The 20,996-nt window shown below is 65.2% G+C and carries 20 protein-coding genes and 1 riboswitch; of the genes, 17 read left to right on the top strand and 3 right to left on the bottom strand.

Annotated elements, in window-relative coordinates:
- Positions 1–4 precede the first annotated feature (4 nt).
- The 15 genes from cobD to hpf all read left to right on the top strand — a co-directional run bounded on the left by cobD (position 5) and on the right by hpf (position 14,566).
- Entirely contained in the window at positions 5–1,054 is a 1,050-nt protein-coding gene (cobD, locus tag H6B51_RS05730; protein WP_204882770.1) for a threonine-phosphate decarboxylase CobD, read from the top strand.
- The gene (locus tag H6B51_RS05725; RefSeq protein WP_204882769.1) at positions 1,054–2,550 is read left to right on the top strand and encodes a cobyric acid synthase; all 1,497 of its coding nucleotides are present in this window, start codon (positions 1,054–1,056) and stop codon (positions 2,548–2,550) included. Before cobD ends, H6B51_RS05725 begins: the two co-directional genes overlap by 1 nt.
- A gap of 88 nt (positions 2,551–2,638) precedes the next feature.
- Positions 2,639–3,286 carry a precorrin-8X methylmutase gene (locus H6B51_RS05720; protein ID WP_204882768.1) on the top strand — a complete coding sequence of 216 codons (648 nt, stop codon included), beginning with the start codon at positions 2,639–2,641 and terminating at the stop codon, positions 3,284–3,286.
- A gap of 17 nt (positions 3,287–3,303) precedes the next feature.
- Complete coding sequence (locus H6B51_RS05715; RefSeq protein ID WP_204882767.1) at positions 3,304–4,080, top strand: sirohydrochlorin cobaltochelatase; 777 nt, start codon at positions 3,304–3,306, stop codon at positions 4,078–4,080.
- A riboswitch (cobalamin riboswitch) is annotated at positions 4,061–4,247 on the top strand. (Overlaps the previous gene by 20 nt.)
- Positions 4,248–4,281: 34 nt before the next feature.
- Positions 4,282–4,998 carry an energy-coupling factor ABC transporter permease gene (locus tag H6B51_RS05710; RefSeq protein WP_204882766.1) on the top strand — a complete coding sequence of 239 codons (717 nt, stop codon included), beginning with the start codon at positions 4,282–4,284 and terminating at the stop codon, positions 4,996–4,998.
- Between the two features lie 13 nt (positions 4,999–5,011).
- A complete protein-coding gene (locus H6B51_RS05705) occupies positions 5,012–5,302 on the top strand; it encodes an energy-coupling factor ABC transporter substrate-binding protein (protein WP_204882765.1) in 291 nt (96 codons plus the stop codon).
- Position 5,303: 1 nt separating this feature from the next.
- Positions 5,304–6,083 (top strand): cobalt ECF transporter T component CbiQ, encoded by a 780-nt coding sequence (gene cbiQ / locus H6B51_RS05700; RefSeq protein WP_204882764.1) that lies wholly within the window; start codon positions 5,304–5,306, stop codon positions 6,081–6,083.
- Positions 6,080–6,931: an ATP-binding cassette domain-containing protein gene (locus H6B51_RS05695; protein ID WP_335342111.1), complete on the top strand. Its 852-nt coding sequence runs from the start codon at positions 6,080–6,082 to the stop codon at positions 6,929–6,931. The genes cbiQ and H6B51_RS05695 overlap by 4 nt, the downstream gene beginning before the upstream one ends.
- Positions 6,928–7,620 (top strand): precorrin-2 C(20)-methyltransferase, encoded by a 693-nt coding sequence (gene cobI / locus H6B51_RS05690; protein WP_204882763.1) that lies wholly within the window; start codon positions 6,928–6,930, stop codon positions 7,618–7,620. The genes H6B51_RS05695 and cobI overlap by 4 nt, the downstream gene beginning before the upstream one ends.
- The gene (locus H6B51_RS05685; RefSeq protein ID WP_243421156.1) at positions 7,617–9,263 is read left to right on the top strand and encodes an NAD(P)-dependent oxidoreductase; all 1,647 of its coding nucleotides are present in this window, start codon (positions 7,617–7,619) and stop codon (positions 9,261–9,263) included. Before cobI ends, H6B51_RS05685 begins: the two co-directional genes overlap by 4 nt.
- Positions 9,260–10,150: a hydroxymethylbilane synthase gene (gene hemC, locus H6B51_RS05680; RefSeq protein WP_204882762.1), complete on the top strand. Its 891-nt coding sequence runs from the start codon at positions 9,260–9,262 to the stop codon at positions 10,148–10,150. The genes H6B51_RS05685 and hemC overlap by 4 nt, the downstream gene beginning before the upstream one ends.
- Positions 10,135–11,619 carry a uroporphyrinogen-III C-methyltransferase gene (gene cobA, locus H6B51_RS05675; protein WP_204882761.1) on the top strand — a complete coding sequence of 495 codons (1,485 nt, stop codon included), beginning with the start codon at positions 10,135–10,137 and terminating at the stop codon, positions 11,617–11,619. The genes hemC and cobA overlap by 16 nt, the downstream gene beginning before the upstream one ends.
- A 1-nt stretch (position 11,620) precedes the next feature.
- Positions 11,621–12,604, top strand: coding sequence for a porphobilinogen synthase (gene hemB, locus H6B51_RS05670; RefSeq protein ID WP_204882760.1), 984 nt, complete (start codon positions 11,621–11,623; stop codon positions 12,602–12,604).
- A complete protein-coding gene (gene hemL / locus H6B51_RS05665) occupies positions 12,604–13,884 on the top strand; it encodes a glutamate-1-semialdehyde 2,1-aminomutase (protein ID WP_204882759.1) in 1,281 nt (426 codons plus the stop codon). Before hemB ends, hemL begins: the two co-directional genes overlap by 1 nt.
- A gap of 136 nt (positions 13,885–14,020) precedes the next feature.
- The gene (gene hpf / locus H6B51_RS05660) at positions 14,021–14,566 is read left to right on the top strand and encodes a ribosome hibernation-promoting factor, HPF/YfiA family (protein WP_204882758.1); all 546 of its coding nucleotides are present in this window, start codon (positions 14,021–14,023) and stop codon (positions 14,564–14,566) included.
- 137 nt (positions 14,567–14,703) lie between these two features.
- Here the strand turns inward: hpf and H6B51_RS05655 are convergent, their stop codons facing one another.
- The 3 genes from H6B51_RS05655 to H6B51_RS05645 are packed head-to-tail and all read right to left on the bottom strand — an operon-like array spanning position 14,704 to position 19,002.
- Positions 14,704–17,067, bottom strand: coding sequence for a transglutaminase TgpA family protein (locus tag H6B51_RS05655; protein WP_204882757.1), 2,364 nt, complete (start codon positions 17,065–17,067; stop codon positions 14,704–14,706).
- Positions 17,064–18,065, bottom strand: coding sequence for a DUF58 domain-containing protein (locus H6B51_RS05650; RefSeq protein ID WP_204882756.1), 1,002 nt, complete (start codon positions 18,063–18,065; stop codon positions 17,064–17,066). Before H6B51_RS05650 ends, H6B51_RS05655 begins: the two co-directional genes overlap by 4 nt.
- Before the next feature lie 4 nt (positions 18,066–18,069).
- The gene (locus H6B51_RS05645) at positions 18,070–19,002 is read right to left on the bottom strand and encodes an AAA family ATPase (protein WP_204882755.1); all 933 of its coding nucleotides are present in this window, start codon (positions 19,000–19,002) and stop codon (positions 18,070–18,072) included.
- A 241-nt stretch (positions 19,003–19,243) separates the two neighbouring features.
- Here H6B51_RS05645 and H6B51_RS05640 point away from each other — a divergent pair, with 241 nt between their 5' ends.
- Together H6B51_RS05640 and nusA are read left to right on the top strand one after the other, a co-directional pair.
- On the top strand, positions 19,244–19,699 hold the full coding sequence (locus H6B51_RS05640) for a ribosome maturation factor RimP (RefSeq protein ID WP_204882754.1): 456 nt from the start codon (positions 19,244–19,246) through the stop codon (positions 19,697–19,699).
- Positions 19,700–19,715: 16 nt separating this feature from the next.
- Positions 19,716–20,876 (top strand): transcription termination factor NusA, encoded by a 1,161-nt coding sequence (gene nusA / locus H6B51_RS05635; protein ID WP_204882753.1) that lies wholly within the window; start codon positions 19,716–19,718, stop codon positions 20,874–20,876.
- Positions 20,877–20,996: the final 120 nt, after the last annotated feature.

The raw sequence follows: 20,996 nt of genomic DNA, 5'->3' as shown, positions 1-20,996 counted from the left end.
AACCATGGAATACGTCCACGGTGGGGATCTGTTCTCCGCCCAGGCCGGTTATGGCGGGGCGGTGTTGGATTTTTCCACCAACTTAAATCCCCTGGGCATGCCTCCGGCGGTGGGGCGGGCGGCGGCGGCGGCCCACTTTGCCCCCTATCCCGACCCACTGTGCCGCCATCTGAGACGGGCCATCGCCGCCCACGACGGGGTGTGGGAGGAACAAATCCTCTGCGGCAATGGGGCTGCCGATCTCATCTTCCGGCTGGCCTTTGCGCTCCGGCCCCGGCGCGCCCTGGTCACCGCCCCCACCTTTTCCGAGTATGAGGGGGCCCTGGCCTGCGTGGACTGTCAGGTGGAGCGGTATGCCCTGGATGGAGCCCGGGATTTTGACCTGGACGAGGAGATTCTGGAAGCCATCACACCCGGTATGGAGCTGGTGTTTCTGTGCACCCCCAATAATCCCACCGGGCGGCTTGTTCCCCAGAAGCTGCTGCTGGCGGCGGCGGAGCGGTGCCAAAGGGTGGGGGCTGTTTTGGCGGTGGACGAGTGCTTTCTTCCCCTGGCCGACGGGGGTGGGAACGGGCTGGCTCCTTATTTGACAAAATTCCCCAAGCTGTTTCTGCTGCGGGCCTTTACCAAGAGCTATGCAATGGCGGGGCTGCGGCTGGGCTACGGTCTATCGGCGGATCCCGACCTGCTGGAGCGGCTGAGCAGATTTGCTCAGCCCTGGAGCGTGTCGGCCCCCGCTCAGGCGGCGGGGATGGCCGCCTTTACCCTCTGCCCCAGCTGGCCGGAACAGGCCCGGACCCTGGTGGCGCGGGAGCGGCCCCTCCTGGCGGCGGAGCTGACGGACCTGGGATGCGCCGTGGCGCCATCCCAGGCCAACTACCTGCTGTTCCGGGTTGAAAAGGTAACGGATCTAAAGGAAAGGCTGATCCGAAAGGGTGTTTTGATCCGGGCCTGCGGCAACTACCAGAACCTGGGCCCCGATTGGTACCGGGTGTGTGTACGAAGCGGGGAAGAGAACCGGCGGCTGCTGACCGCCCTGAAAGAGGTGCTGTGATGGCGAAGGCGATCATGCTCCAGGGTACCGCCTCCAACGCGGGCAAATCCCTGCTGGCAGCGGGCTTGTGCCGTATCTTTAAGCAGGACGGCTATAAGGTGGCCCCCTTCAAGTCCCAGAACATGGCCCTAAACTCCGCCATTACCCCCGACGGGCTGGAGATGGGCCGGGCTCAGGTGGTGCAGGCCGAGGCCGCCGGGGTGGCGCCCGACGCCCGGATGAACCCCATCCTGCTCAAGCCCACCAGCAATGTGGGCTCCCAGGTGATCGTGAACGGGGTGCCCAGGGGTACTATGCCGGCGGGGGAGTACTTCCACTACCGCAAGACCCTCATTCCCGAGGTGATGGCTGCCTATGAATCTCTGGCGGCGGAGTACGATATCATTGTCATTGAGGGGGCGGGCAGCCCGGCGGAGATCAACCTGCGGCAGGACGACATTGTCAACATGGGCATGGCCAAGCGGGCCCATGCCCCGGTGCTGCTGTGTGGGGACATTGATCGGGGGGGCGTGTTCGCCTCCCTCTACGGTACGGTAAAGCTGTTGGAACCGGACGAGCAGGACTTGATCCGTGGCCTCATTATTAACAAATTTCGGGGAGATATGGATATTCTTCGCCCTGGCTTGGGTCAGTTGGAGGAGTTGACCGGCAAGCCGGTGCTGGGCGTGGTGCCCATGCTGGACGTGGACGTGGACGACGAGGATTCCCTGTCCAGCCGCCTGTCCAAGACCGGCAAGGTGGGTCTGGTGGATATCGCCGTCATCCGCCTGCCCCGGCTCAGTAATTTTACCGACTTCAATCCCCTGGAGCGCATGGACGAGGTCACCCTCCGGTATGTGGGGAGCGTGAAGGAGCTGGGGAACCCGGATTTGGTGATCCTCCCCGGTACCAAGAACACCATGGACGATCTGCGCTGGCTGCGGCAGAGCGGCTTGGAGGGGGGCATTTTGAAGCACGCCGCCAAAGGCGGAGCGGTGGTAGGCATCTGCGGCGGCTATCAGATGCTGGGGGACGCAGTCTCCGATCCTGAGGGGGTGGAGAGCGGCGGTACCCTGAAGGGCCTGGGCTTGCTGCCCGCGGATACCGTCTTTCAGGGGGAAAAGACCCGCACTCAGGTGGCCGGGCGCTTCCGGGCTCCGGCGGGGATGTTCGGGGAGATGGAAGGCGTCTCCTTTGAGGGGTACGAGATCCACATGGGCCGTACCAGCAGTATCGCAGCCCCTCTGATGAGCTTTACCGACCAGAACGGGGCGGCCCACACCGACGGCCTGGCCGCCGGAAACGTGTGGGGCTGCTATGTCCACGGCATCTTTGACAAGGCCGAGTGCGCCGCCGCCCTGGTGAACTGCCTGCTGCGGGCCAAGGGCATGGACCGGCAGGCTGCCAGCGTGGACTGGCAGGCCTATGCCCAGCTCCAGTATGACAAGCTGGCGGCGGGCCTGCGGGCCAGTCTGGATATGGAACAGATTTACCGGATTCTGAACGGGGAGGAATGACGGTGGGCGGGTCTGGGACCCGCCCCTACCGCCCCATATACCCGTAGGGGCGGGTCCCAGACCCGCCCTCACAAGGAGAGATACGACCATGAAAAAGATCCACCTGCAGCGGGTGGCACCCGCTGACATTGAGGCCCGGAGCATGGAGCTCATTGCCCAGGAGTTGGGAGAACGGGTATTTTCCCCCGAACAGCTGCCCGTCATCAAACGGGCCATCCATACCAGTGCCGACTTCGATTACGCCGATAACCTGGTGTTTTCCGCTGACGCGGTGGCAAAAGGCATCGCCGCAATCAAGGAGAGCTGTACCATCGTTACCGACACCCAGATGGCCTTCTCCGGCATTAATAAAAGGGTGCTGGAGAAGTTCGGCGGGAGAGCGGTGTGCTTTATGTCCGACCCGGACGTGGCGGCGGAGGCCAAAGCGCGGGGAGAGACGAGGGCCACCGTGTCCATGGAGCGGGCGGCGGCGCTGGAGGGGCCGGTGATCCTAGCCGTTGGCAACGCTCCCACCGCCCTGGTGCGGGCTTGTGAGCTGATGGATGAGGGGAAATTCCGTCCTGCCCTGGTGATCGGGGTGCCAGTAGGGTTTGTGAACGTGGTGGAGAGTAAGGAGCTGTTGCTGTCCATGGACGTGCCCCATATCGTGGCCCGGGGCCGCAAGGGAGGGAGCAACATCGCCGCCGCCATCTGCAACGCCCTGCTCTACCAGGCCAGCGGCAACGCCCGTGAATGAACACAGGAGGAAACACCATGGAACGAAAAGCCCTGCTGGCGGTGTCTTTCGGCACCAGCTACGCTGATACGTTGGAAAAGAATATCGCCGCCATCGAGGCCGATCTGGAAGCCGCATTTCCGGAGCGTACTCTGCGCCGGGCTTTCACCAGCGGAATGATCCTCCGCCGGTGGAGGGAGCGGGGGGTGGACATGGACAATGTGCCCGCCGCCCTGGAGCGGCTGGCGGGAGAAGGGTACACGGATATCCTGCTCCAGCCCACCCACATCATGAACGGAGACGAGTACCACAAGCTGATGGCCCAGGCCGAGCCATACCGGGAAACATTTGACCGGCTGACCATCGGAGCGCCCCTGCTGACGGCGGCGGAGGACTATCTGGCCCTGGGCCGGGCCCTGCTGGAGGTGCTGCCGCCCCAGCAGGAGGACCGGGCGGTGGTGTATATGGGCCATGGCTCGGAGCACCAGGCCAATTCCGCCTACGCCCTGATGGAGTACGCCTTTCATGATCTGAGACGGCCCGACGTTATTGTGGGCACCGTGGAGGGCTACCCCGACTTTGCCGCCGTCCTCCGGCGGCTGGAGGAGCGGCCCCAGGTGAAGCGGGTGGAGCTAAGGCCTCTGATGACGGTGGCCGGCGACCACGCCAAAAACGACCTGGCGGGGGAGGAGGACTCCTGGAAGCGCATCCTGGAGGGGCAGGGCTATGAGGTGGAGTGCGTCCTCACCGGCCTGGGGGAGTACCCCCAGGTGCGGGCGCTGTTTGTGTCCCACGCCAGACAGGCCCAGGCGTAAGCCTGTTTATCATAGATATAGCCGGGAAAAGGGAAGTCGGGTGGAACTCCCGCGCAGTCCCGCTGCCGTAAGAGAAGAGCCGCCGGGCACTATGTCACTGGGGAGACCCGGGAAGACGCGTGGCGGCAGAGAGGCTCAAGCCGGAAAACCTTGCCCGGTGGAACCCATCAGCCTACGAGTGATAGGAAAGGATGAGACTGTATGAAACAAACCACTGTCCGGACGGCACGGGCCATGGCCTTGCTCATCGCCCTGCTGGGGCTCACCACCATGAGTGCCTCCGCCATGCACATCGCCGAGGGTATGCTGCCCGTACCCTGGGCCATCGGCTGGGGCGCGGTGTGCGTCCCCTTTGTGGTGGCCGGCTTCTTTGCCATCAAAAGGAAGGTGGAGCAGGCCCCCAGGGCCAAAATCCTGCTGGCCATGTGCGGGGCCTTCGCCTTCGTGCTCTCCGCCCTGAAGCTGCCCTCCTTCAACGGCTCCTGCTCTCACCCCACTGGTGTGGGCCTGGGGGCCATCCTCTTCGGGCCCATGACCATGGCGGTGCTGGGGCTCATCGTGCTGCTGTTCCAGGCTCTGCTGCTGGCCCACGGGGGCCTTACCACTCTGGGGGCCAACCTGTTTTCCATGGCCATCGCCGGGCCCATCCTGGCCTGGCTGGTCTATCAGCTGCTGCGGAAGGTCAAAGCCCCCGCTGCAGTGGCGGTGTTTGCCGCCGCTGCTCTGGGAGATCTGTTTACCTATGTGGTCACCTCGGTGCAGCTGGGCGTCATTAACGGGGGCATGGTGAAGTTCCTGGCCATTTTCGCCGTTACCCAGATCCCGCTGGCCATTGCCGAGGGGCTGCTCACCGTGGTCATCTTCAACGTGCTGGAAAAGTACAGCAAGGACGAGCTGCGCCAGCTGGCGGTGCTGTAAGGAGGGAACTGGTATGAAAGTTTGGCAGAAAAACCTGATTTTGCTCCTGCTGGTGGTGGTCATCGCCGCGGTTCCCCTGTGGCTGCTGCCCAACGCCGAGTTCGGCGGGGCGGACGGCCAGGCCGAGGAGGCCATCACCGAGCTGAACCCCGGCTACGAGCCCTGGTTCCAGCCTATCCTGGAGCCCGCCAGCGGGGAGGTGGAGTCCCTGCTCTTTGCCCTCCAGGCCGCCATTGGGGCGGGGGTTGTGGGCTTCGTGCTGGGCCGCATCACCAAAAAGTCCGACCGGAAAGGGCAGGACTGATATGGGCACCGACCGCTACGCCTATCAGTCCCGTCTGCGGCGGGTATCTCCCCTGCCCAAGCTGCTGCTGACGGCGGTAGCCCTGGTGGTCTGCCTGTGCTGCGACAGTGTGGCGGTGGGGCTGGCCACCCTGGCCGTTATGGGAGTGCTGGTCACTGCCCTGGGTGGACTGCCGCCCCGGGTGTTTCTTCGTTTTTTAAAGGTCCCCCTGGTATTTCTGGTGGTGGGCTGCCTGACCATCATGGTGGGCAGCCACCCCCCGGACACCCCTGTGCTGGCCGCCATCCCGGTGGGAGGGCGGCTGTGGGGCGTGACGGCGGAGGGGCTGCTGCTGGGTGCGCGGATCTTCTGCAAGGCCCTGGGAGCCGTGGGGTGTATGTACTTTCTGGCCCTCAATACCCCGGTCACCGACCTGAACATGGCCCTGGAACGGCTCCATGTGCCCCGGCTGATGGTGGAGCTGATGGAGCTGATTTACCGGTTTATCTTTGTCCTGTGGGAGACGGCGGCCAACATCCGGGTGGCCCAGCAGTCCCGGCTGGGCTATGTGGGCCTGCGGCGGTCCCTGTCCTCCCTGGGCACACTGGCCTCCATGGTGTTCCTCCGGGCCTGGCGGAAGGCAGACCGGATCTACACCGCCCTGGAGTCCCGGGGCTATACCGGCAGCCTGTCCACCCTGACGGATGCATATCGGCCCGGGTGGGGGCTGCTCCCCCTCACCGCCCTGGTGACGGCGGGCCAGCTGGGGATCTGGCTGTTGGAAAGGATGGCGGTAGCGTGAATCCCTTGATCGAGACAAAAGAGCTGTGCTATACCTATGAGGACGGCACCATGGCCCTGGACCACATCACCCTGGGGGCGGAGCGGGGCACCATCACCGGCATCCTGGGGGCCAACGGGGCGGGGAAGTCCACTCTGTTTCTCAACCTCAACGGGGTGCTCACCCCCGGCAGCGGCCAGGTGCTGCTGGATGGAGAGCCAGTACGCTATGATAAAAAGGGCCTGCTGGAGCTGCGGCGGCAGGTGGGCATCGTGTTCCAGGACCCGGACGACCAGCTCTTCTCCGCCGACGTGTACCGGGATATCTCCTTTGGGGCGGTGAACCTGGGTTTGCCCAGGGAGGAGGTGGCCCGCCGGGTGGAGGAGGCCATGGCGCGCACCGGGGTGTCCGCACTCCGGGACAAACCCACCCACGCCCTGTCCTACGGCCAGAAAAAGCGGGTGGCCATCGCCGGGGTGCTGGTCATGGAGCCGGAGGTACTCATCCTGGACGAGCCCACCGCAGGTCTGGACCCCCAGGGGGTCAGCGACATCATGGGCCTGCTGGCCGGACTGCGGGACAGCCTGGGCATGACCATCCTCATCGCCACCCATGATATGGACATCGTGCCCCTGTACTGCGACTACGCCTATCTGCTGGGGGAGGGGAAGGTGCTGCTGGCGGGTACGCCGGAGGAGCTGATCTCCGACCCGGCGGCCCTGCGTGCCAACCACCTGCGGCTGCCCCGGATCGCCCACCTGATGGAGGTGCTGCGGGACGTGGACGGCCTGGACGCCGACGGCTCCGCCGCCACCATCGGGGCGGCCCGGCGGGAGATTTTACGGTTACTCAAGGAGGAGACAGTATGAGCGGAACACTGTACGGCGTGGGAGTGGGCCCCGGGGACCCGGAGCTCATCACCAAAAAGGCGGAGCGGATCATCCGGGCCTGCCCGGTGCTGGCGGTGCCCGACGCCGGCCGGGAGGAAAAGACCGCCCTGCACATCGTGGGTGAGCTGGCGGAGGGCAAGGAGCTGCTGACCTGCGATGCCCCCATGGTGCGGGATCACGCCGCCCTGGACGCTGCCTACGAACAGAACGCCGACCGGGTGTGCGCCGCCCTGGACCGGGGGAAGGACGTGGCCTTCATCACCTTGGGGGACCCCACGGTGTACTCTACCTATCTCTACCTCCACAAAAAGGTGGCGGCCCGGGGGTATGACGCCCAGATCATCCCCGGGGTTCCCTCCTTCTGTGCCGTGGCCGCCCGGCTGAACACCGCCCTGTGCGAGAAGAGTGAGCGGCTGCTCATCGTCCCCGCCTCCCACAAGGATGTGTCCGACTGCCTGGAGGTGGACGCCAACCTGGTGTTCATGAAGGCGGGGCGGGAGATCGGGGCCCTGAAGGACACCCTGGCCGTCCACGGCCTGCTGGACCGTGCCTCCCTGGTGGCCAACTGCGGCATGGAGGGGGAGCTGGTGTGCCCTAGATTCGCCGACCTGGAGGAGGGCAGCGGCTACTTTTCCGTGGTATTGGTCAAGAGGGGGGAAGAGGCTTGAAGCTGATCATGTCCGGCCTGGACTGGCACCGTGCCCCCATCCATCTGCGGGAGGCCCTGTCCTTCACCCGCAGCCAGGTACTGGAGCTGGACCGGCGGCTGCGCCGCCAGCCGGGGGTGGCGGGGTGCGTGCTGCTGTCCACCTGCAACCGTACCGAGCTCTACCTGTCCTGGACAGGGGAGGAGGCCCCTGCTCCCGACCGGCTGCTGTGTCAGTTGGCTGGCGTGGGATATGAGTCCTTTGCTCCCGCCTTCGTCACCCGCCGGGGGGAGGAGGCCGCCCGCCATCTCATGGAGGTGGCCGGGGGGCTGCGCTCCCAGATCTGGGGGGAGGACCAGATCGTCACCCAGGTCAAGGCCGCCGTCCAGGCCGCCCGGGAGGTGGAGGCCGCCGACGGGGTGCTGGAGACCCTCTTCCGCAACGCCGCCGCCGCCGGAAAGGAGATCAAAAGCAAGGTGCGTCTCACCGGCGTGCCCCGGTCGGCCGCCCAGAGCGGAGTGGAGCGGTTATCCGCCCATTTGGGGGGGCTGACGGGGAAGCGGGCCCTGGTCATCGGCAACGGGGAGATGGGCCGGCTGGCCGCCTCCCTGCTCCGCCAGCGGGGGGCGGCGGTGACCATCACCCTGCGCAGCTACCACCACGGGGAGACGGTGGTGCCGCCGGGCTGCGCCGTCACCCCCTATGAGAATCGCTACGAGGCCATGGAGGGGATGGACCTGGTGCTCTCCGCCACCACCAGCCCCCACTACACCGTGGTGGCTGACGCTCTGGCCCAGCTGGCCCATCCACCAAAGGTGCTGGCCGACCTTGCCATCCCCCGGGACATCGAGCCGGGGGTGGGGGAGCTGCCCGGTTTCACCCTGTACAACGTGGACGACCTGGGGGTGACCGCCAGCCGGGAGATCCCCACAGAGGCGGCGGACATTGTGGAAAAATACCTGGACCGGCTGGCCCAGTGGGAGAACTACAAAAACTGTTTGCCCGGCCTGGAGCGGGTGAAGCAGGCGGTGGCCGCCCGAGTGATGTCCACTGACCTGGAGGGCCCCGAGGCCCGGGATCTGGTGGAGCTGGCGGTGAGCCGGGCGGTGGATCTGCTGGCGGGGGGACTGAAGGAGAACTTCACCCCGGAGGACATCGCCCGCTGCGCCGAGAAGATCGAAGTCCATACCGCGGCAAAGCCCCGGTGGGCTATGCCCGAGGAGCGGCCCTTCCGTTTTCCACTGTTCATCGACGTGATGGGGAAAAAGGCCGTCATCATCGGCGGCGGGGCGGTGGCCTGCCGGCGGGCTGGAGTGCTGGCCCGGTTCGGGGCGGAGGTTACTCTCATTGCCCCCTGTTGTAAACCCCTGGACGGACACATACACTGGCAGCAGCGGCCCTACTCCCCCGGCGATCTGGCCGGGGCGGTGCTGGCGGTGGCCGCCACCGACGATCGGAGCGTCAACCGGGCGGTGGGGGAGGAGGCCCGGGCGCTGGGCATCCCTGTCAGTGTGGCTGACGCCCCCGACGAGTGCACCTTCTTTTTCCCGGCGGTGTGCACCGGGGAGAATATTGTGGCCGGGGTAGCCGGACGGGGCGATGACCACGCACGCACCGCCCGGGCCGCCAAGGCCATCCGGGCCGTACTGGAGGGATTGGAATGAAGACCATACGGGTAGGCAGCCGGGAGAGCAAGCTGGCTGTCATTCAGTCGGAGCTGGTGATGGACGCCATCCGGGCCAGTCATCCGGACGTTGTCCTGGAGCTGGTGACCATGAAAACCACCGGGGACAAGATCCTGGACCGTACCCTGGACAAGATCGGCGGCAAGGGTTTGTTTGTGAAGGAACTGGACGCCGCCCTGCTGGAAGGGCGGGCCGACCTGACGGTCCACTCCTGCAAAGACCTGCCCATGGAGGAAAACCCGGCCATCCCTCTGGCGGGGTTCTCCCGGCGGGAGGACCCAAGGGACGTGCTGGTGCTACCGGAGGGGGTGACGGAGCTGGATGAAACCAAGCCTATCGGCTGCGCCTCCGCCCGGCGGGCGGTACAGCTGAAAGCCCTGTTTCCCCGGATGGAGGTGGCCCCGGTGCGGGGCAACGTGCTCACCCGGCTGCGCAAGCTGGACGAGGGGCAGTTTTCCGCCCTGGTGCTGGCCGCCGCCGGGCTGAAACGGCTGGAGCTGGAACACCGGATCACTCGATATTTTTCCGTGGAGGAGATGATTCCCGCCGCCGGCCAGGGCATTCTGGCCCTCCAGACCCGGGCGGGGGAAAACCTGGACTATCTGGACGGGGTGGTGGACGAGGAGGGCACTTTGTGCGCCAGGGCCGAGCGGGCCTTTGTCCGGGCCCTGGATGGGGGCTGCTCCTCCCCCATCGCCGCCCACGCCCAACTTCATGATGAGGATATTTTGATCACAGGGCTGTATGTGGACGGGGCAGGGAAGGTCCTCCGCCGGACCGTCACCGGCCCCAGGGATCGGGGGGAGGCTCTGGCCGTTTCCCTGGCAAATGAGATGAAGGAGGGGTGCCTGTGCCCGGAAAAGTGACCCTGGTGGGAGCGGGGCCGGGGGATCCCGGTCTGCTGACCCGGAAGGGGCTGAAGGCCCTGGAAAGGGCGGAGGTGGTGGTGTACGACCGGCTGGTGAGCCCCGCCATTCTGGCCCTGATGCCCGAAGGGGCAGAGAAAATCAACGTGGGCAAGCAGGCCGCCCGCCACCCGGTGCCCCAGGACCAGATCAACCAGATCCTGCTGGACAAGGCCCTGGAGGGGAAAAATGTGGTGCGACTCAAGGGGGGTGACCCCTTCCTGTTTGGACGGGGCGGAGAAGAATTGGAGCTGCTGGCGGAGCATGGCATCCCCTTTGAGGAGGTGCCCGGTATCACCTCCGCCATCGCCGCGCCCGCCTATGGGGGCATCCCGGTGACCCACCGGGACTGCTGCTCCTCTCTCCATATCATCACCGGCCACCAGCGGGCAGGGAAGGCGCTGGACATCGACTTTGAGGCCCTGGTGCGTACCAAGGGCACCCTGGTCTTTCTGATGGGCGTGTCCGCCCTGCCGCAGATCTGTCAGGGGCTTTTGACAGCGGGCATGGGGCCCAATATGCCCGCCGCCGTGGTGGAGCGGGGCACCACCCCTGCCCAGCGACGGATTTCTGCCACCTTGGAGACCTTGGCGGAGCGGGCGGAACAAGCTGGGGTGGAGAGCCCTGCCGTCATTGTGGTGGGCAAGGTATGCGCCTTGGCGGAGGACTTTGACTGGTTCGATCACCTGCCCCTGAAGGGGAAAACCGTGGTGGTCACAAGACCCAAGGAGCGTTCGGGCACCCTGTCCGCTCGGCTGCGGGACCTAGGTGCGGAGGTGTGGGAGTATCCCTGCATTGCCACCCTGCCCCTGGATCCCTGTCCGGCTCTGGACGACGCCATGGAGCGGCTGGGTGACTATGAATGGCTGGCTCTCACCAGTCCCGCCGGGGTGGACGCCCTGTGGCGGTGGCTGGAGGCCAGCGGAAAAGACGCCCGGGCCCTGGGGAATGTGAAGCTGGCCGCCATCGGCCCCGGCACTGGCCGGGAGCTGAAGAAGTACGGCTTGAAGGCCGACTATGTACCGGAGGTATACGACGCCGCCCACCTGGGCGCCGGTCTGCCCGCCGGTGGGAACGTGCTCATCCTCCGGGCGGAGGAGGGCTCTCCCGCCTTGACAGAGGAGCTGGCCAGGCGTAACATTGGCTATGACGACATTGCCACCTACCGCACGGTGTACGAAAATCCTCGCTCTCAGGAGCTGCGGGAGGCGTTGGAGGGGACGGACGGACTGCTGGTCACCTTCACCTCCGCCTCTACGGTGAAGGGCTTCGTATCCTCTGTGGGAGCGGACGCGGACTTCTCCAACATGGTAGGTATGTGCATCGGAGCGCAGACCGCTGCCGAAGCCCAGAAGCATGGCATCCCGGTCAAAACAGCCAGAGCGGCCACCATGGATGCCCTGGTGGAATTGATAACAGAAGGTGTTTGATATGGAATTGATCCAACGGCCCCGCCGCCTGCGGGGCAACGATAAAGTGCGCCGCCTGTGCCGGGAGACCCGTATGTCCCCCGACAGCCTGATCTACCCCATTTTTGTGGACGAGACCCTTCAGGGTGTCCGGCCCATCGAGGCCCTGCCCGGCCAGAACCATTACGGCATCGACAGTGTGAACCTGGCGGTGGAGGAGTGCCTGGCCGCCGGCGTGAACCACTGCATCCTCTTCGGTCTGCCCGCTGCCAAGGACGCCATCGGCTCCTCCGCCTGGGACGAGCATGGTGTGGTACAGGAGGCCATCCGGGCCATCAAGCGGGAGCACCCCGACTTCTACGTCATCACCGACGTGTGCATGTGCGAGTACACCGACCACGGCCACTGCGGCATCCTCTGCGGCCATGAGGTGGACAACGACAAGACCCTGGAGGTGCTGGCCAGGACCGCCCTCAGCCACGTCCAGGCCGGGGCGGATATGGTGGCGCCCTCCGACATGATGGACGGCCGGGTGGCTGCCATCCGGGCTATCCTGGACCAGCACGGCTACACCTCCACCCCCATCATGGCCTACTCCGCCAAGTACGCCTCCGCCTTCTACGGCCCCTTCCGCTCGGCGGCGGGCTCCGCCCCCTCATTCGGGGACCGGAAGGGGTACCAGATGGACCCCCACAACCGCAAGGAGGCCATGAAGGAGTGCGCCCTGGATATTGAGGAGGGTGCCGACATCATCATGGTCAAGCCCGCCCTCAGCTACCTGGACGTGATCCGGGAGTGCTCCGACGCCTACGATCTGCCCATGTGCGCCTACCAGGTGTCCGGGGAGTACGCCATGATCAAGGCCACCGCCGCCGCCGGGCTCATTGACGAGTACCGCATCATGTGTGAGACCGCCGTCTCCATCTTCCGGGCGGGAGCCAATATGCTCATCACCTACTACGCCAAGGAGATCGCCCAGGCGATCATGAAGGGAGAGATCGGCTGATGGGACGCTCGGAAGAACTGTTTGAGCAGGCCGTCAAGGTACTGCCCGGCGGGGTCAACTCCCCGGTGCGGGCCTACCGTGCGGTGGGTATGGCACCCCGTTTCATTACGAAAGCCGACGGCCCCTTCATCTGGGACGAGGACGGGGAGAAATATATCGACTACGTCTGCTCCTGGGGCCCCATGATCCTGGGCCACAACCATCCCGTCATCCGGGAGGCGGTGGAGCGTGCCGTGAAGGACGGTCTGTCCTTTGGGGCCCCCACCCGCCGGGAGGTGGAGATCGCCCGGCTGATGACAGAGCTGGTGCCCAATATCGAGATGGTACGGATGGTCAACTCGGGCACCGAGGCGGTCATGTCCGCCGTCCGGCTGGCCCGGGGGGCCACCGGCCGGGACAAGATCATCAAGTTTGAGGGCTGCTACCACGGTCACTCCGATTGCCTGCTGGTGAACGCCGGCTCCTCCGCTCTGGCGGGAGGCCATCCCTCCTCCGCCGGTGTGCCCGAGGATATCGTGAAGCACACCCTCACCGCTCAGTTCAATGACCTCTCCTCCGTAGAAGAGCTGCTCAACGCCTGGCCCGGCCAGATCGCCTGCATCATTGTGGAGCCGGTGGCCGCCAACATGGGCGTGGTCAACCCCGCGCCCGGGTTCCTGGAGGGTCTGCGCAAGCTGTGCGACGAGAGCGGCGCTCTGCTGATTTTCGATGAGGTCATCACCGGCTTCCGCCTGGCCCTGGGGGGCGCCCAGGAATATTTCGGCGTACGCGCTGACCTGGTCACCTTCGGCAAGATCATCGGCGGCGGTATGCCGGTGGGCGCCTACTGCGGCAGCCGGGCCCTGATGGAGCAGGTGGCTCCCTGCGGCCCGGTGTATCAGGCGGGCACCCTCAGCGGTAACCCGGTGGCCATGGCCGCCGGTCTGGCCCAGCTCACCTACCTGAAGGAGCATCCGCAGGTGTATGACCACATCGCCGCCAAGGCCAAATGGCTGGCGGAGGGGATGCGGCAGGCGGTGGCGGAGACTGGGGCCCCGGTGGTGGTCAACCAGATCGGCTCCCTCCTCTCCCCCTTCTTCACCCCCACGGCAGTGACCCGGTTCGTGGATGCCAAGGGAAGCGACGTGACTATGTACGCCCGTTACTTCCAGGGGATGCTGGAGCGGGGAGTGGCCCTGGCTCCTGCCCAGTTTGAGGCCATGTTCGTTTCGGAGGCCCATGGGCAGGCCCAGCTGGAGGCCACCCTGATGGCCGTCCGGGCCACCCTGGCGGCTCTGTAAGCCGCTGGGCAAAGTTCACAAAACTTTTGAAATATGTTGTGACAATCTGCGGACTTCATGGTATAATCAAAGCAGGGAACCGGTCCAAGGCCGGGGATCCACATCCCTCCCCGGAGGGTGGAAGGAGTTGAAAACGATGAAGTTCGTGTTCACGGACAAGAAAGTCAATCTGCCCAACAAGGTCCATGCCTACGCTGAGAAGAAGGTGGGCAAGTTAGACCGTTATTTTAAGGCGGATACGGAGGCCGCCATCGTCTTCAGCGTGGAAAAGGACCGCAACAACGTGGAGCTGACCATCCGCTCCGGCGGTACCATCATCCGCGTGGCGGAGAGCACCTCCGATATGTTCGCCACCATCGACGCCGCGGTGTCCTCGGTGGAGCGGCGGCTGCGCAAGAACAAGAGCCGCCTGGAGAAGCGCCTGCGTCAGGACGCCTTCACCCGCAGCGTGGACGCCGAGGAGATCTCCTCCTTTGTTCCCGAGACCGACGAAGAGGAGTTCAAGATCGTCCGCACCAAGAAGTTCCCCATCAAGCCCATGACGGTGGATGAGGCGGTGCTCCAGATGAATCTGGTGGCCCACACCTTCTTCGCCTTTAAGGATACCGACAACGACGGTCGGTTCGCCGTGGTCTACAAGCGCAACGACGGCGGCTACGGCCTCATCGTGGATGAGGACTGAGCGGATCACATCGTCCGCCGGGAAACAGTGAAATAAAAAAGCTTGCGGGGAACCACCGTACGGTGGTTCCCCGCAAGCTTTTTTAGGTTGTTTTGGCTAGATCCATTGTCGAGAAAGGGCATTGCTCTGGGAACGGGTCAGCACAGGAAGAGCAGGTACCGGCACGCCAGACGCCGATACCAGGGCAGGGACTGGTCCACCTGAGCCCAGATGGCGTGGGCGGCGTCTACCGCCACGGCCCGCTCCGCCTCGGTGAGAGTGTGAGGGCTGAATCTGGCCTTTTTGGCCAGCGCAAAGACCTCCTCGGGCACCTGGCCGCCCCAGCGTTCCAGCTTTTTCAGGTACAGGTAGGCGTAAATCACTGCCTGGTTGGTGTCGGGTCCCTTCAGCTTTTTCTCCCGGCGGCGGCGCACCAGATTCCGGGCCAGGGGGAAGGCCAGAAGGATCAGCACCACCACCAGGGGGATGACTACCAGCCGCAGGTCCAAAGGCTTCTGCCGGGGCTCATCCGCTCCGGGCGCCTGGCTGGGCGTTGGGGTAGGGGCGGCGCTGGCCTGGGGCGTCTGGGTAGCGGTAGGCGTGGGGGTAGCCGTGGGAGTGGGTGTAGGCTCCGCCGTGGCGGTCTGGCCGGGGGTGCCGCCGGCGTAGGCCGGGGTGACCTCCACCGGCTCCCAGCCGTAGCCGGGAATGTAGACCTCGATCCAGGCGTGGGCGGCGGAGTCGGGGACCTTCACGTGGCCGGAGGCGGGCACGTCGGCCACATAGCCGGTGACATACCGGGTGGGGACGTTGATATACCGCAGCAGCAGGGCGGCGGCGGAAGCGAAGTGCATACAGTAGCCCCGGTGGCTCTCGGTGAGGAAGTAAGATACAAATTCCTCCCCCTCCGGGGTGAGGGGGGTATCCGGGTCGTACTCTGCGATTTCCTCCAGGTAGGCGGCCACAACCTTGGCGATGGTCAGGGGGTATTGCCGCTGGAACTGCCGGTGGTCCTGGACAGACTCGGGGGACACCAGATGCAGATATTCCTGACAGGCTTCATTGTCCGGGTTGGCCAACAGGAAATCATTGATGCCCCGGAGGGTCTCATCCAGGGCTTGGGCGCAGTCCTCTGGCACCGAGGTGTAGTAGCTGTACACGAAGTTCTCATAGGTCCAGAGGGCCTCCTCGGCCTCGTCGGGGATCTGGGCCATGGACAGGGGATTGCAGCCGGGCTGGACATACAAAGTGTGGGTCCACACGTCCTCCCCCCGGGCCAGGTAGGCGTCGTTGACAAATTTGGCACCGCTGAGCTCGTCGGGCTTGGAGAGGATATGGTAGGGGGTGTACACATAGCCCGGGTCAGCCCCGATGTTGCGGATGGTGACCTTGGCGTAGGACGAGCCGGGGAAAGAGTTCCGCTGGGCCAGGGCGGGGAAGTTCATGGGCTGCCAGCCCTCCAGAGAGGGGAAGTAGACGCTGGAATAGCTGTAGGGCGGGATGTCCTCCGAGTCCGGGTCCAGGAACATGGCGCTGTAGTCGGAATCCTCCAGGGGCAACCAGCCGGTGCCGTCATATTGGGCCCCGGAGAAGCCCCGCAGGTAGAGGCGGCCCCGGAGATCGGTGTCCACCTCCAGCACCGTGCGGCCGGAGAACCGGAGGGGGCCGGCGTCGGACAGGTCCACCTTGCCGTCGGCGTCGGTGAAGGAGCCGCCGCTGCCGAAGCCGAAGGGACCCCTGCCGTCAAAGAGCTGGATGTCCAGGTGGGTGACCCAGTTGTTCAGACTATCCAGGGCATGGTCGGCCCACTGGGGGCGCTGGTAGCTGCTCTGAGGCATGGCCCAGGTCAGCCCCACCAGCACCAGGGCGGTCAGGGGGAGCACAGCCAGGGTGAGACGGGTGGCTCCGCGGGGGTCCTGTCTGCGGGGCAGGGCGGTAAGCCCCAAAACGCACCAGGCCAGCAGCAGCATCAACAGGGGACCCCAGTCGGGGGTCACCGAAATGCACAGGGGGAGGGCCACAAAGGGGAGGGTGAGGATCAGCACCGGCAGGAAGCGCCGCCCCCGGACCACCAGCAGGGCCAGGGGCAGGCCCAGCACCGCTCCGGTGACCAAGGCCAGGACGGTGGCGGCGTGGAGCCACACCCCTTCGGGTAGATCCTGAATGGGGACGATGAAGTGGTCCAGCTCCAGGCTGGTGCTTACTGTGTTCACCACCCCGCAGCGCAGGATGATCTCCCCCAGCCGCAGGGTCTCCCACAGCTGCCACACCGCGATGCCGATAGCCGCCATGGCCGCGGCCATGGCGGCGGCCAGCCACCGGCCGGGCAGGGCGCACATCAGGGTGTACACCAGGGCCAGCAGGGCACAGCCCCCCAGCAGCAGGGGAAGCTCCGGCTGGATCTGGGCGGCGGTGAGGAAGGACCACAGGGCGCCGGCCAGCAGTAAAAAGAGAATGGGAAAGTCCACCGCCAGCTCCAGGGGGGTGGGGCGGCGGGGTGGGGTGTGCTTGCGATGCTTCATGTCCGCCCTCCTTCCACCCCGTCGGGGGTCACGTGGAGATGGCGCACCTTGCCCACCCCACCGGGGGCCTTCAATGCCCCGTCCAGGATGGACCGGCCCGACTGGGGGGCGGGGGTGGAGAAGGCCGCCTCTAGGCAGGACAGCAGGGACCGTTCCCCGTCCACTGCCCGGTCCTCCGGCACTCCGGTGAGAGGAGCGGCCCACTGGATGTGGTGGGGCCGCTGTTGGCTCAGCAGCCACCGGGACAGGGCGTACAGCTGGGCGAAGGTACGGTCCAGCACCTCCGGAGCGCCGAAATGGTCATAGGTCACCACGATAGCGGCCTGCTGGGGCTCCAGGGTCTCCCGTACCACCAGCTCGTCCCACTTGGAGGACAGCTTCCAGTGGACTGAGCGGAGAGGGTCCCCCGCCCGGTACTCCCGCAGGTCGTAGTCCTCTCCGGGACCTCCGCCGGGCCGGGGCTTCAGCACTGCCCCCTGGTTGTGGCCGCCGGCCAGGGAGGGGTCGTGCTCCACCTCCAGCGGGGTGGGGAGCACCAGAACCGCCCCCTCCGGCCCCTTTTTTACCGGTAGGGGGAAGAGTCCCAGCGGATCGCACCGCCAGGCCCGCTCCACCCGACATACAACCCGGCCGCAGTGGGGCTCGGGGAGGGTGAGAACGCCGGGCTGGCCAGGGGCCAGGTCCAGCTTGGCGCTACCGGTCTCTCCGGTGAGCTGATTGACCCAGACCACCCGGGCCCTGGGCCGGAGCAGGGGCACAAGGACGGGAGCGGAGAGGGGAAAGGTAAACCGGAGAGGCTCTCCCTTGACGGCGGTGGAGGAGGGGAGATCAACCCGGAGAACGGCCCGTCCCAGCCCCGGCAGGGCCAGTAGCAGGGAGAGTAGGGGGAGCAGGATCACCAATACCAACAGATAGGTGGCCAGGTAGAAGCGGAACACAATCTGGAACAGCACCGCCCCCAGCAGGAGCAGGGCGTAAAAGATACGGCGGCTCCACATGGCCTTACCCGATTTTGGGCGGCGGAACCTGACCCAGCAGCTCCGCCGCCCCGCCGAAGGCTCCGCTGGCTTCCGCCCGGGGAGAGAGGATGAGCCGGTGAGACACCACGTCGGCAAACACCAGGGACACGTCCTCCGGGTTCACGTAGTCCCGGCCCAGCACCAGGGCGGCCGCCTTGGCCATGGCGGTGAGAGCCAGAGAGGCCCGGGGGCTGGCACCCTGGACGATCATGGGGTGGTGGCGGGTGGCGTTTACCAGGCGGATGATATAGTCCAGGATCTGGTCGGATACATACACCCGATCAGCCATGTCCCGCAGGGCGGACAGACCGTCCAGGTCCAGCACCCGCTCCACCTGGTCCAGGGGGTTGCCTCCCTGCTTGCGGCGGACCATGTCCAGCTCGTCCGCCGGGGCGGGGTAGCCAATGGACAGCCGCACCATGAACCGGTCCATCTGGGAGTCGGGGAGCAGCTGGGTGCCCGAGGCCCCAGCCGGGTTCTGGGTGGCGATGACCAGGAAGGGCTGGGGCACCGGGTGGGACACCCCGTCCACGGTGACCTGGCCCTCCTCCATGGCCTCCAGCAGGGCGGACTGGGTGCGGCTGGTGGCCCGGTTGAGTTCGTCGGCCAGGAACAGGTTGCACAGCACCGCCCCCGGCTGGTACTCCATGGCCCCGGTGGCCTTGTTGTAGATGGAAAAGCCGGTGATGTCCGAGGGCATTACGTCTGGGGTAAACTGCACCCGGTTGTAGCGCAGGCTCAGGGCCTTGGAGAAGGCCAGAGCCATGGTGGTCTTGCCCACACCGGGAATGTCCTCCAATAAAATGTGGCCCCTGGCCAGGATGGCCAGGAGCACCTTAGCCAGAATGTCGTCCTTGCCTACCACCGCTTTTTTCACCTGGGCCAGAATCTCCATGGCCTGCTGGTTTCCGTTCATACTGCATCCTCCTTCAGGAATGTACTTACCATTTTACCAAACCTTACACTTATGTCAACGCCATACCTTATAAAAAACAAACTGACAGAAAATCGTCAGAAAGTCTTGCGCCGGCCTGGGTTTTGTGGTATAGTACATACGATAGTAGTAGGTGTACGGTGAGAGTGGGGTTGCGGCTCCGCTCTTTCTTATTGAAAAAACGGGGTATGTAAATTATTTACAGCCCCTTCGGAGGTTGCGTATGGCCAAGGTCACAGAACTGGTTTCCGCTCTGGCAGCCCCCTTGGTGGAGGGGGCCGGCTGCTCCCTGTGGGACGTGGAATATGTCCGGGAGGCGGGCCAGTGGTTTTTGCGGGTGTATATCGACAAGGAGGGAGGCGTCTCCATCAATGACTGCGAGGCGGTGAGCCGCCCCCTGTCCGACGCCCTGGATGAGGCCGACCCCATCGAGGGCAGCTACGTGCTGGAGGTATCCTCCGCCGGCGCCGACCGGCCCCTGAAGAAGCCGGAGCACTTTGCCGCCTTCCTGGGCAGCGAGGTGGAGGTGCGCCTCTACCGGGCGGTGGATGGTCGAAAGGATCATGTAGGGAACCTGGTCAGCTATGAAAACGGCGACGTGACCATTGACGGTGGCGACGGCCCCAGAACCTTCCCCAAGAAGGATGTGGCCCAGGTGCGGCTATATGTGCGGTTTTAAAAGGAGATATTGAGCTATGCCGAAGAAAAATGCCAAGGCGCAGAAGACCAACGAGCTGGACGGAAAGGAATTTTTCGCCGCGATTAACCTGATTGAAAAGGAAAAGGGCATCCCCAAGGCCTATATGCTGGATAAGATCACTCAGGCTCTGGTGTCCGCCTACAAGCGGGATCATGAGACCGCCGGGGACAACATCGTGGTGGAGGCCGATGAGGAGGCCGGTACCGTCCGCATGTTCGTCAAGAAGGACGTGGTGGAGGAGGTGGATAACCCCTGCACCGAGATGAGCCTGGAGATGGCCCGTTCCAAGCTGCCCCAGGCCCAGCTGGGGGACGTGATCCGCATCGAGATCAAGACCCGGGACTTTGGCCGTATCGCCGCCCAGACCGCCCGGCAAGTGATCATCCAGGGTATGCGGGAGGCCGAGCGGGGCATGATCTATGATGAGTTCTCTTCCAAGGAGCACGAGATCCTCACCGGCGTGGTCACCCGCATCGACCCCCGCTCCGGCTCCGCCAGCCTGCGCATCGGCTCGGGCAGCGAGGCCACCGAGGCCTTCCTGGCCGCTGGCGAGCAGGTCAAGGGCGAGGAATATGTGGAGGGTATGCGCCTTCGGGTGTATGTGGTGGAGGTCCGTCGTTCCACCAAGGGGCCCCAGGTCCTCATTTCCCGCACCCACCCCGGCCTGGTGAAGCGGCTGTTCGAGCTGGAGGTGCCCGAGATCTACGACGGCACCGTGGAGGTCAAATCTATCGCCCGGGAGGCCGGCTCCCGCACCAAGCTGGCCGTCTGGTCCGCCGACCCCGACGTGGATCCCATCGGCGCCTGCGTGGGCCCCAGAGGCCAGCGGGTCAACAACATCGTGGAGGAGCTAAAGGGCGAGAAGGTGGACATCGTCAAGTGGTCTGAGGACCCCGCCGTCTACATCGCCGCTGCCCTGTCCCCCGCCGACGTCATCAGCGTGGAGATCCATGAGGAGGGCAAGAACTGCCGGGTGGTGGTGCCAGACGACCAGCTCTCCCTGGCCATCGGCAAGGAGGGCCAGAACGCCCGGCTGGCCGCCAAGCTCACCGGCTGGAAGATCGACATCAAGCCCCAGTCCGCTCCCGTGGAAGAAGATGTGGTGGAGGACGAGGAGGATGTGATCCTGGAGGACGAGGAGCAGATCGAGGAATAAGCCTGGTGGACGGGCGGCCATAAAAGCCGCCCCTGCGGTGGTTTTGATGATTGCGGGGGCGGCAGATCGTGTCCCCCCGCCGGTCCCCCGCCGAAGCCCAGCGCAGCGGGTTCGGTGGGA

The sequence above is a fragment of the Pseudoflavonifractor phocaeensis genome, assembly GCF_016901955.1.
Taxonomy (GTDB): Bacteria; Bacillota; Clostridia; order Oscillospirales; family Oscillospiraceae; genus Flavonifractor; species Flavonifractor phocaeensis_A.
Note: the sequence above shows the minus strand (reverse complement) of the source record. Positions and strands in the feature narration are given on the sequence as shown.

What these genes read in the sequence shown, in the direction of transcription:
- H6B51_RS05645 (WP_204882755.1), bottom strand. Translation starts at nt 19,002, where the DNA reads ATGAACGGAAACCAGCAGGCCATGGAGATTCTGGCCCAGGTGAAAAAA.
- cbiQ (WP_204882764.1), top strand. Translation starts at nt 5,304, where the DNA reads ATGGGCACCGACCGCTACGCCTATCAGTCCCGTCTGCGGCGGGTATCT.
- hemC (WP_204882762.1), top strand. Translation starts at nt 9,260, where the DNA reads ATGAAGACCATACGGGTAGGCAGCCGGGAGAGCAAGCTGGCTGTCATT.
- H6B51_RS05655 (WP_204882757.1), bottom strand. Translation starts at nt 17,067, where the DNA reads ATGAAGCATCGCAAGCACACCCCACCCCGCCGCCCCACCCCCCTGGAG.
- H6B51_RS05650 (WP_204882756.1), bottom strand. Translation starts at nt 18,065, where the DNA reads ATGTGGAGCCGCCGTATCTTTTACGCCCTGCTCCTGCTGGGGGCGGTG.
- hpf (WP_204882758.1), top strand. Translation starts at nt 14,021, where the DNA reads ATGAAGTTCGTGTTCACGGACAAGAAAGTCAATCTGCCCAACAAGGTC.
- H6B51_RS05705 (WP_204882765.1), top strand. Translation starts at nt 5,012, where the DNA reads ATGAAAGTTTGGCAGAAAAACCTGATTTTGCTCCTGCTGGTGGTGGTC.
- hemB (WP_204882760.1), top strand. Translation starts at nt 11,621, where the DNA reads ATGGAATTGATCCAACGGCCCCGCCGCCTGCGGGGCAACGATAAAGTG.
- hemL (WP_204882759.1), top strand. Translation starts at nt 12,604, where the DNA reads ATGGGACGCTCGGAAGAACTGTTTGAGCAGGCCGTCAAGGTACTGCCC.
- H6B51_RS05640 (WP_204882754.1), top strand. Translation starts at nt 19,244, where the DNA reads ATGGCCAAGGTCACAGAACTGGTTTCCGCTCTGGCAGCCCCCTTGGTG.
- H6B51_RS05720 (WP_204882768.1), top strand. Translation starts at nt 2,639, where the DNA reads ATGAAAAAGATCCACCTGCAGCGGGTGGCACCCGCTGACATTGAGGCC.
- nusA (WP_204882753.1), top strand. Translation starts at nt 19,716, where the DNA reads ATGCCGAAGAAAAATGCCAAGGCGCAGAAGACCAACGAGCTGGACGGA.
- cobI (WP_204882763.1), top strand. Translation starts at nt 6,928, where the DNA reads ATGAGCGGAACACTGTACGGCGTGGGAGTGGGCCCCGGGGACCCGGAG.
- H6B51_RS05725 (WP_204882769.1), top strand. Translation starts at nt 1,054, where the DNA reads ATGGCGAAGGCGATCATGCTCCAGGGTACCGCCTCCAACGCGGGCAAA.
- H6B51_RS05715 (WP_204882767.1), top strand. Translation starts at nt 3,304, where the DNA reads ATGGAACGAAAAGCCCTGCTGGCGGTGTCTTTCGGCACCAGCTACGCT.
- cobD (WP_204882770.1), top strand. Translation starts at nt 5, where the DNA reads ATGGAATACGTCCACGGTGGGGATCTGTTCTCCGCCCAGGCCGGTTAT.
- H6B51_RS05710 (WP_204882766.1), top strand. Translation starts at nt 4,282, where the DNA reads ATGAAACAAACCACTGTCCGGACGGCACGGGCCATGGCCTTGCTCATC.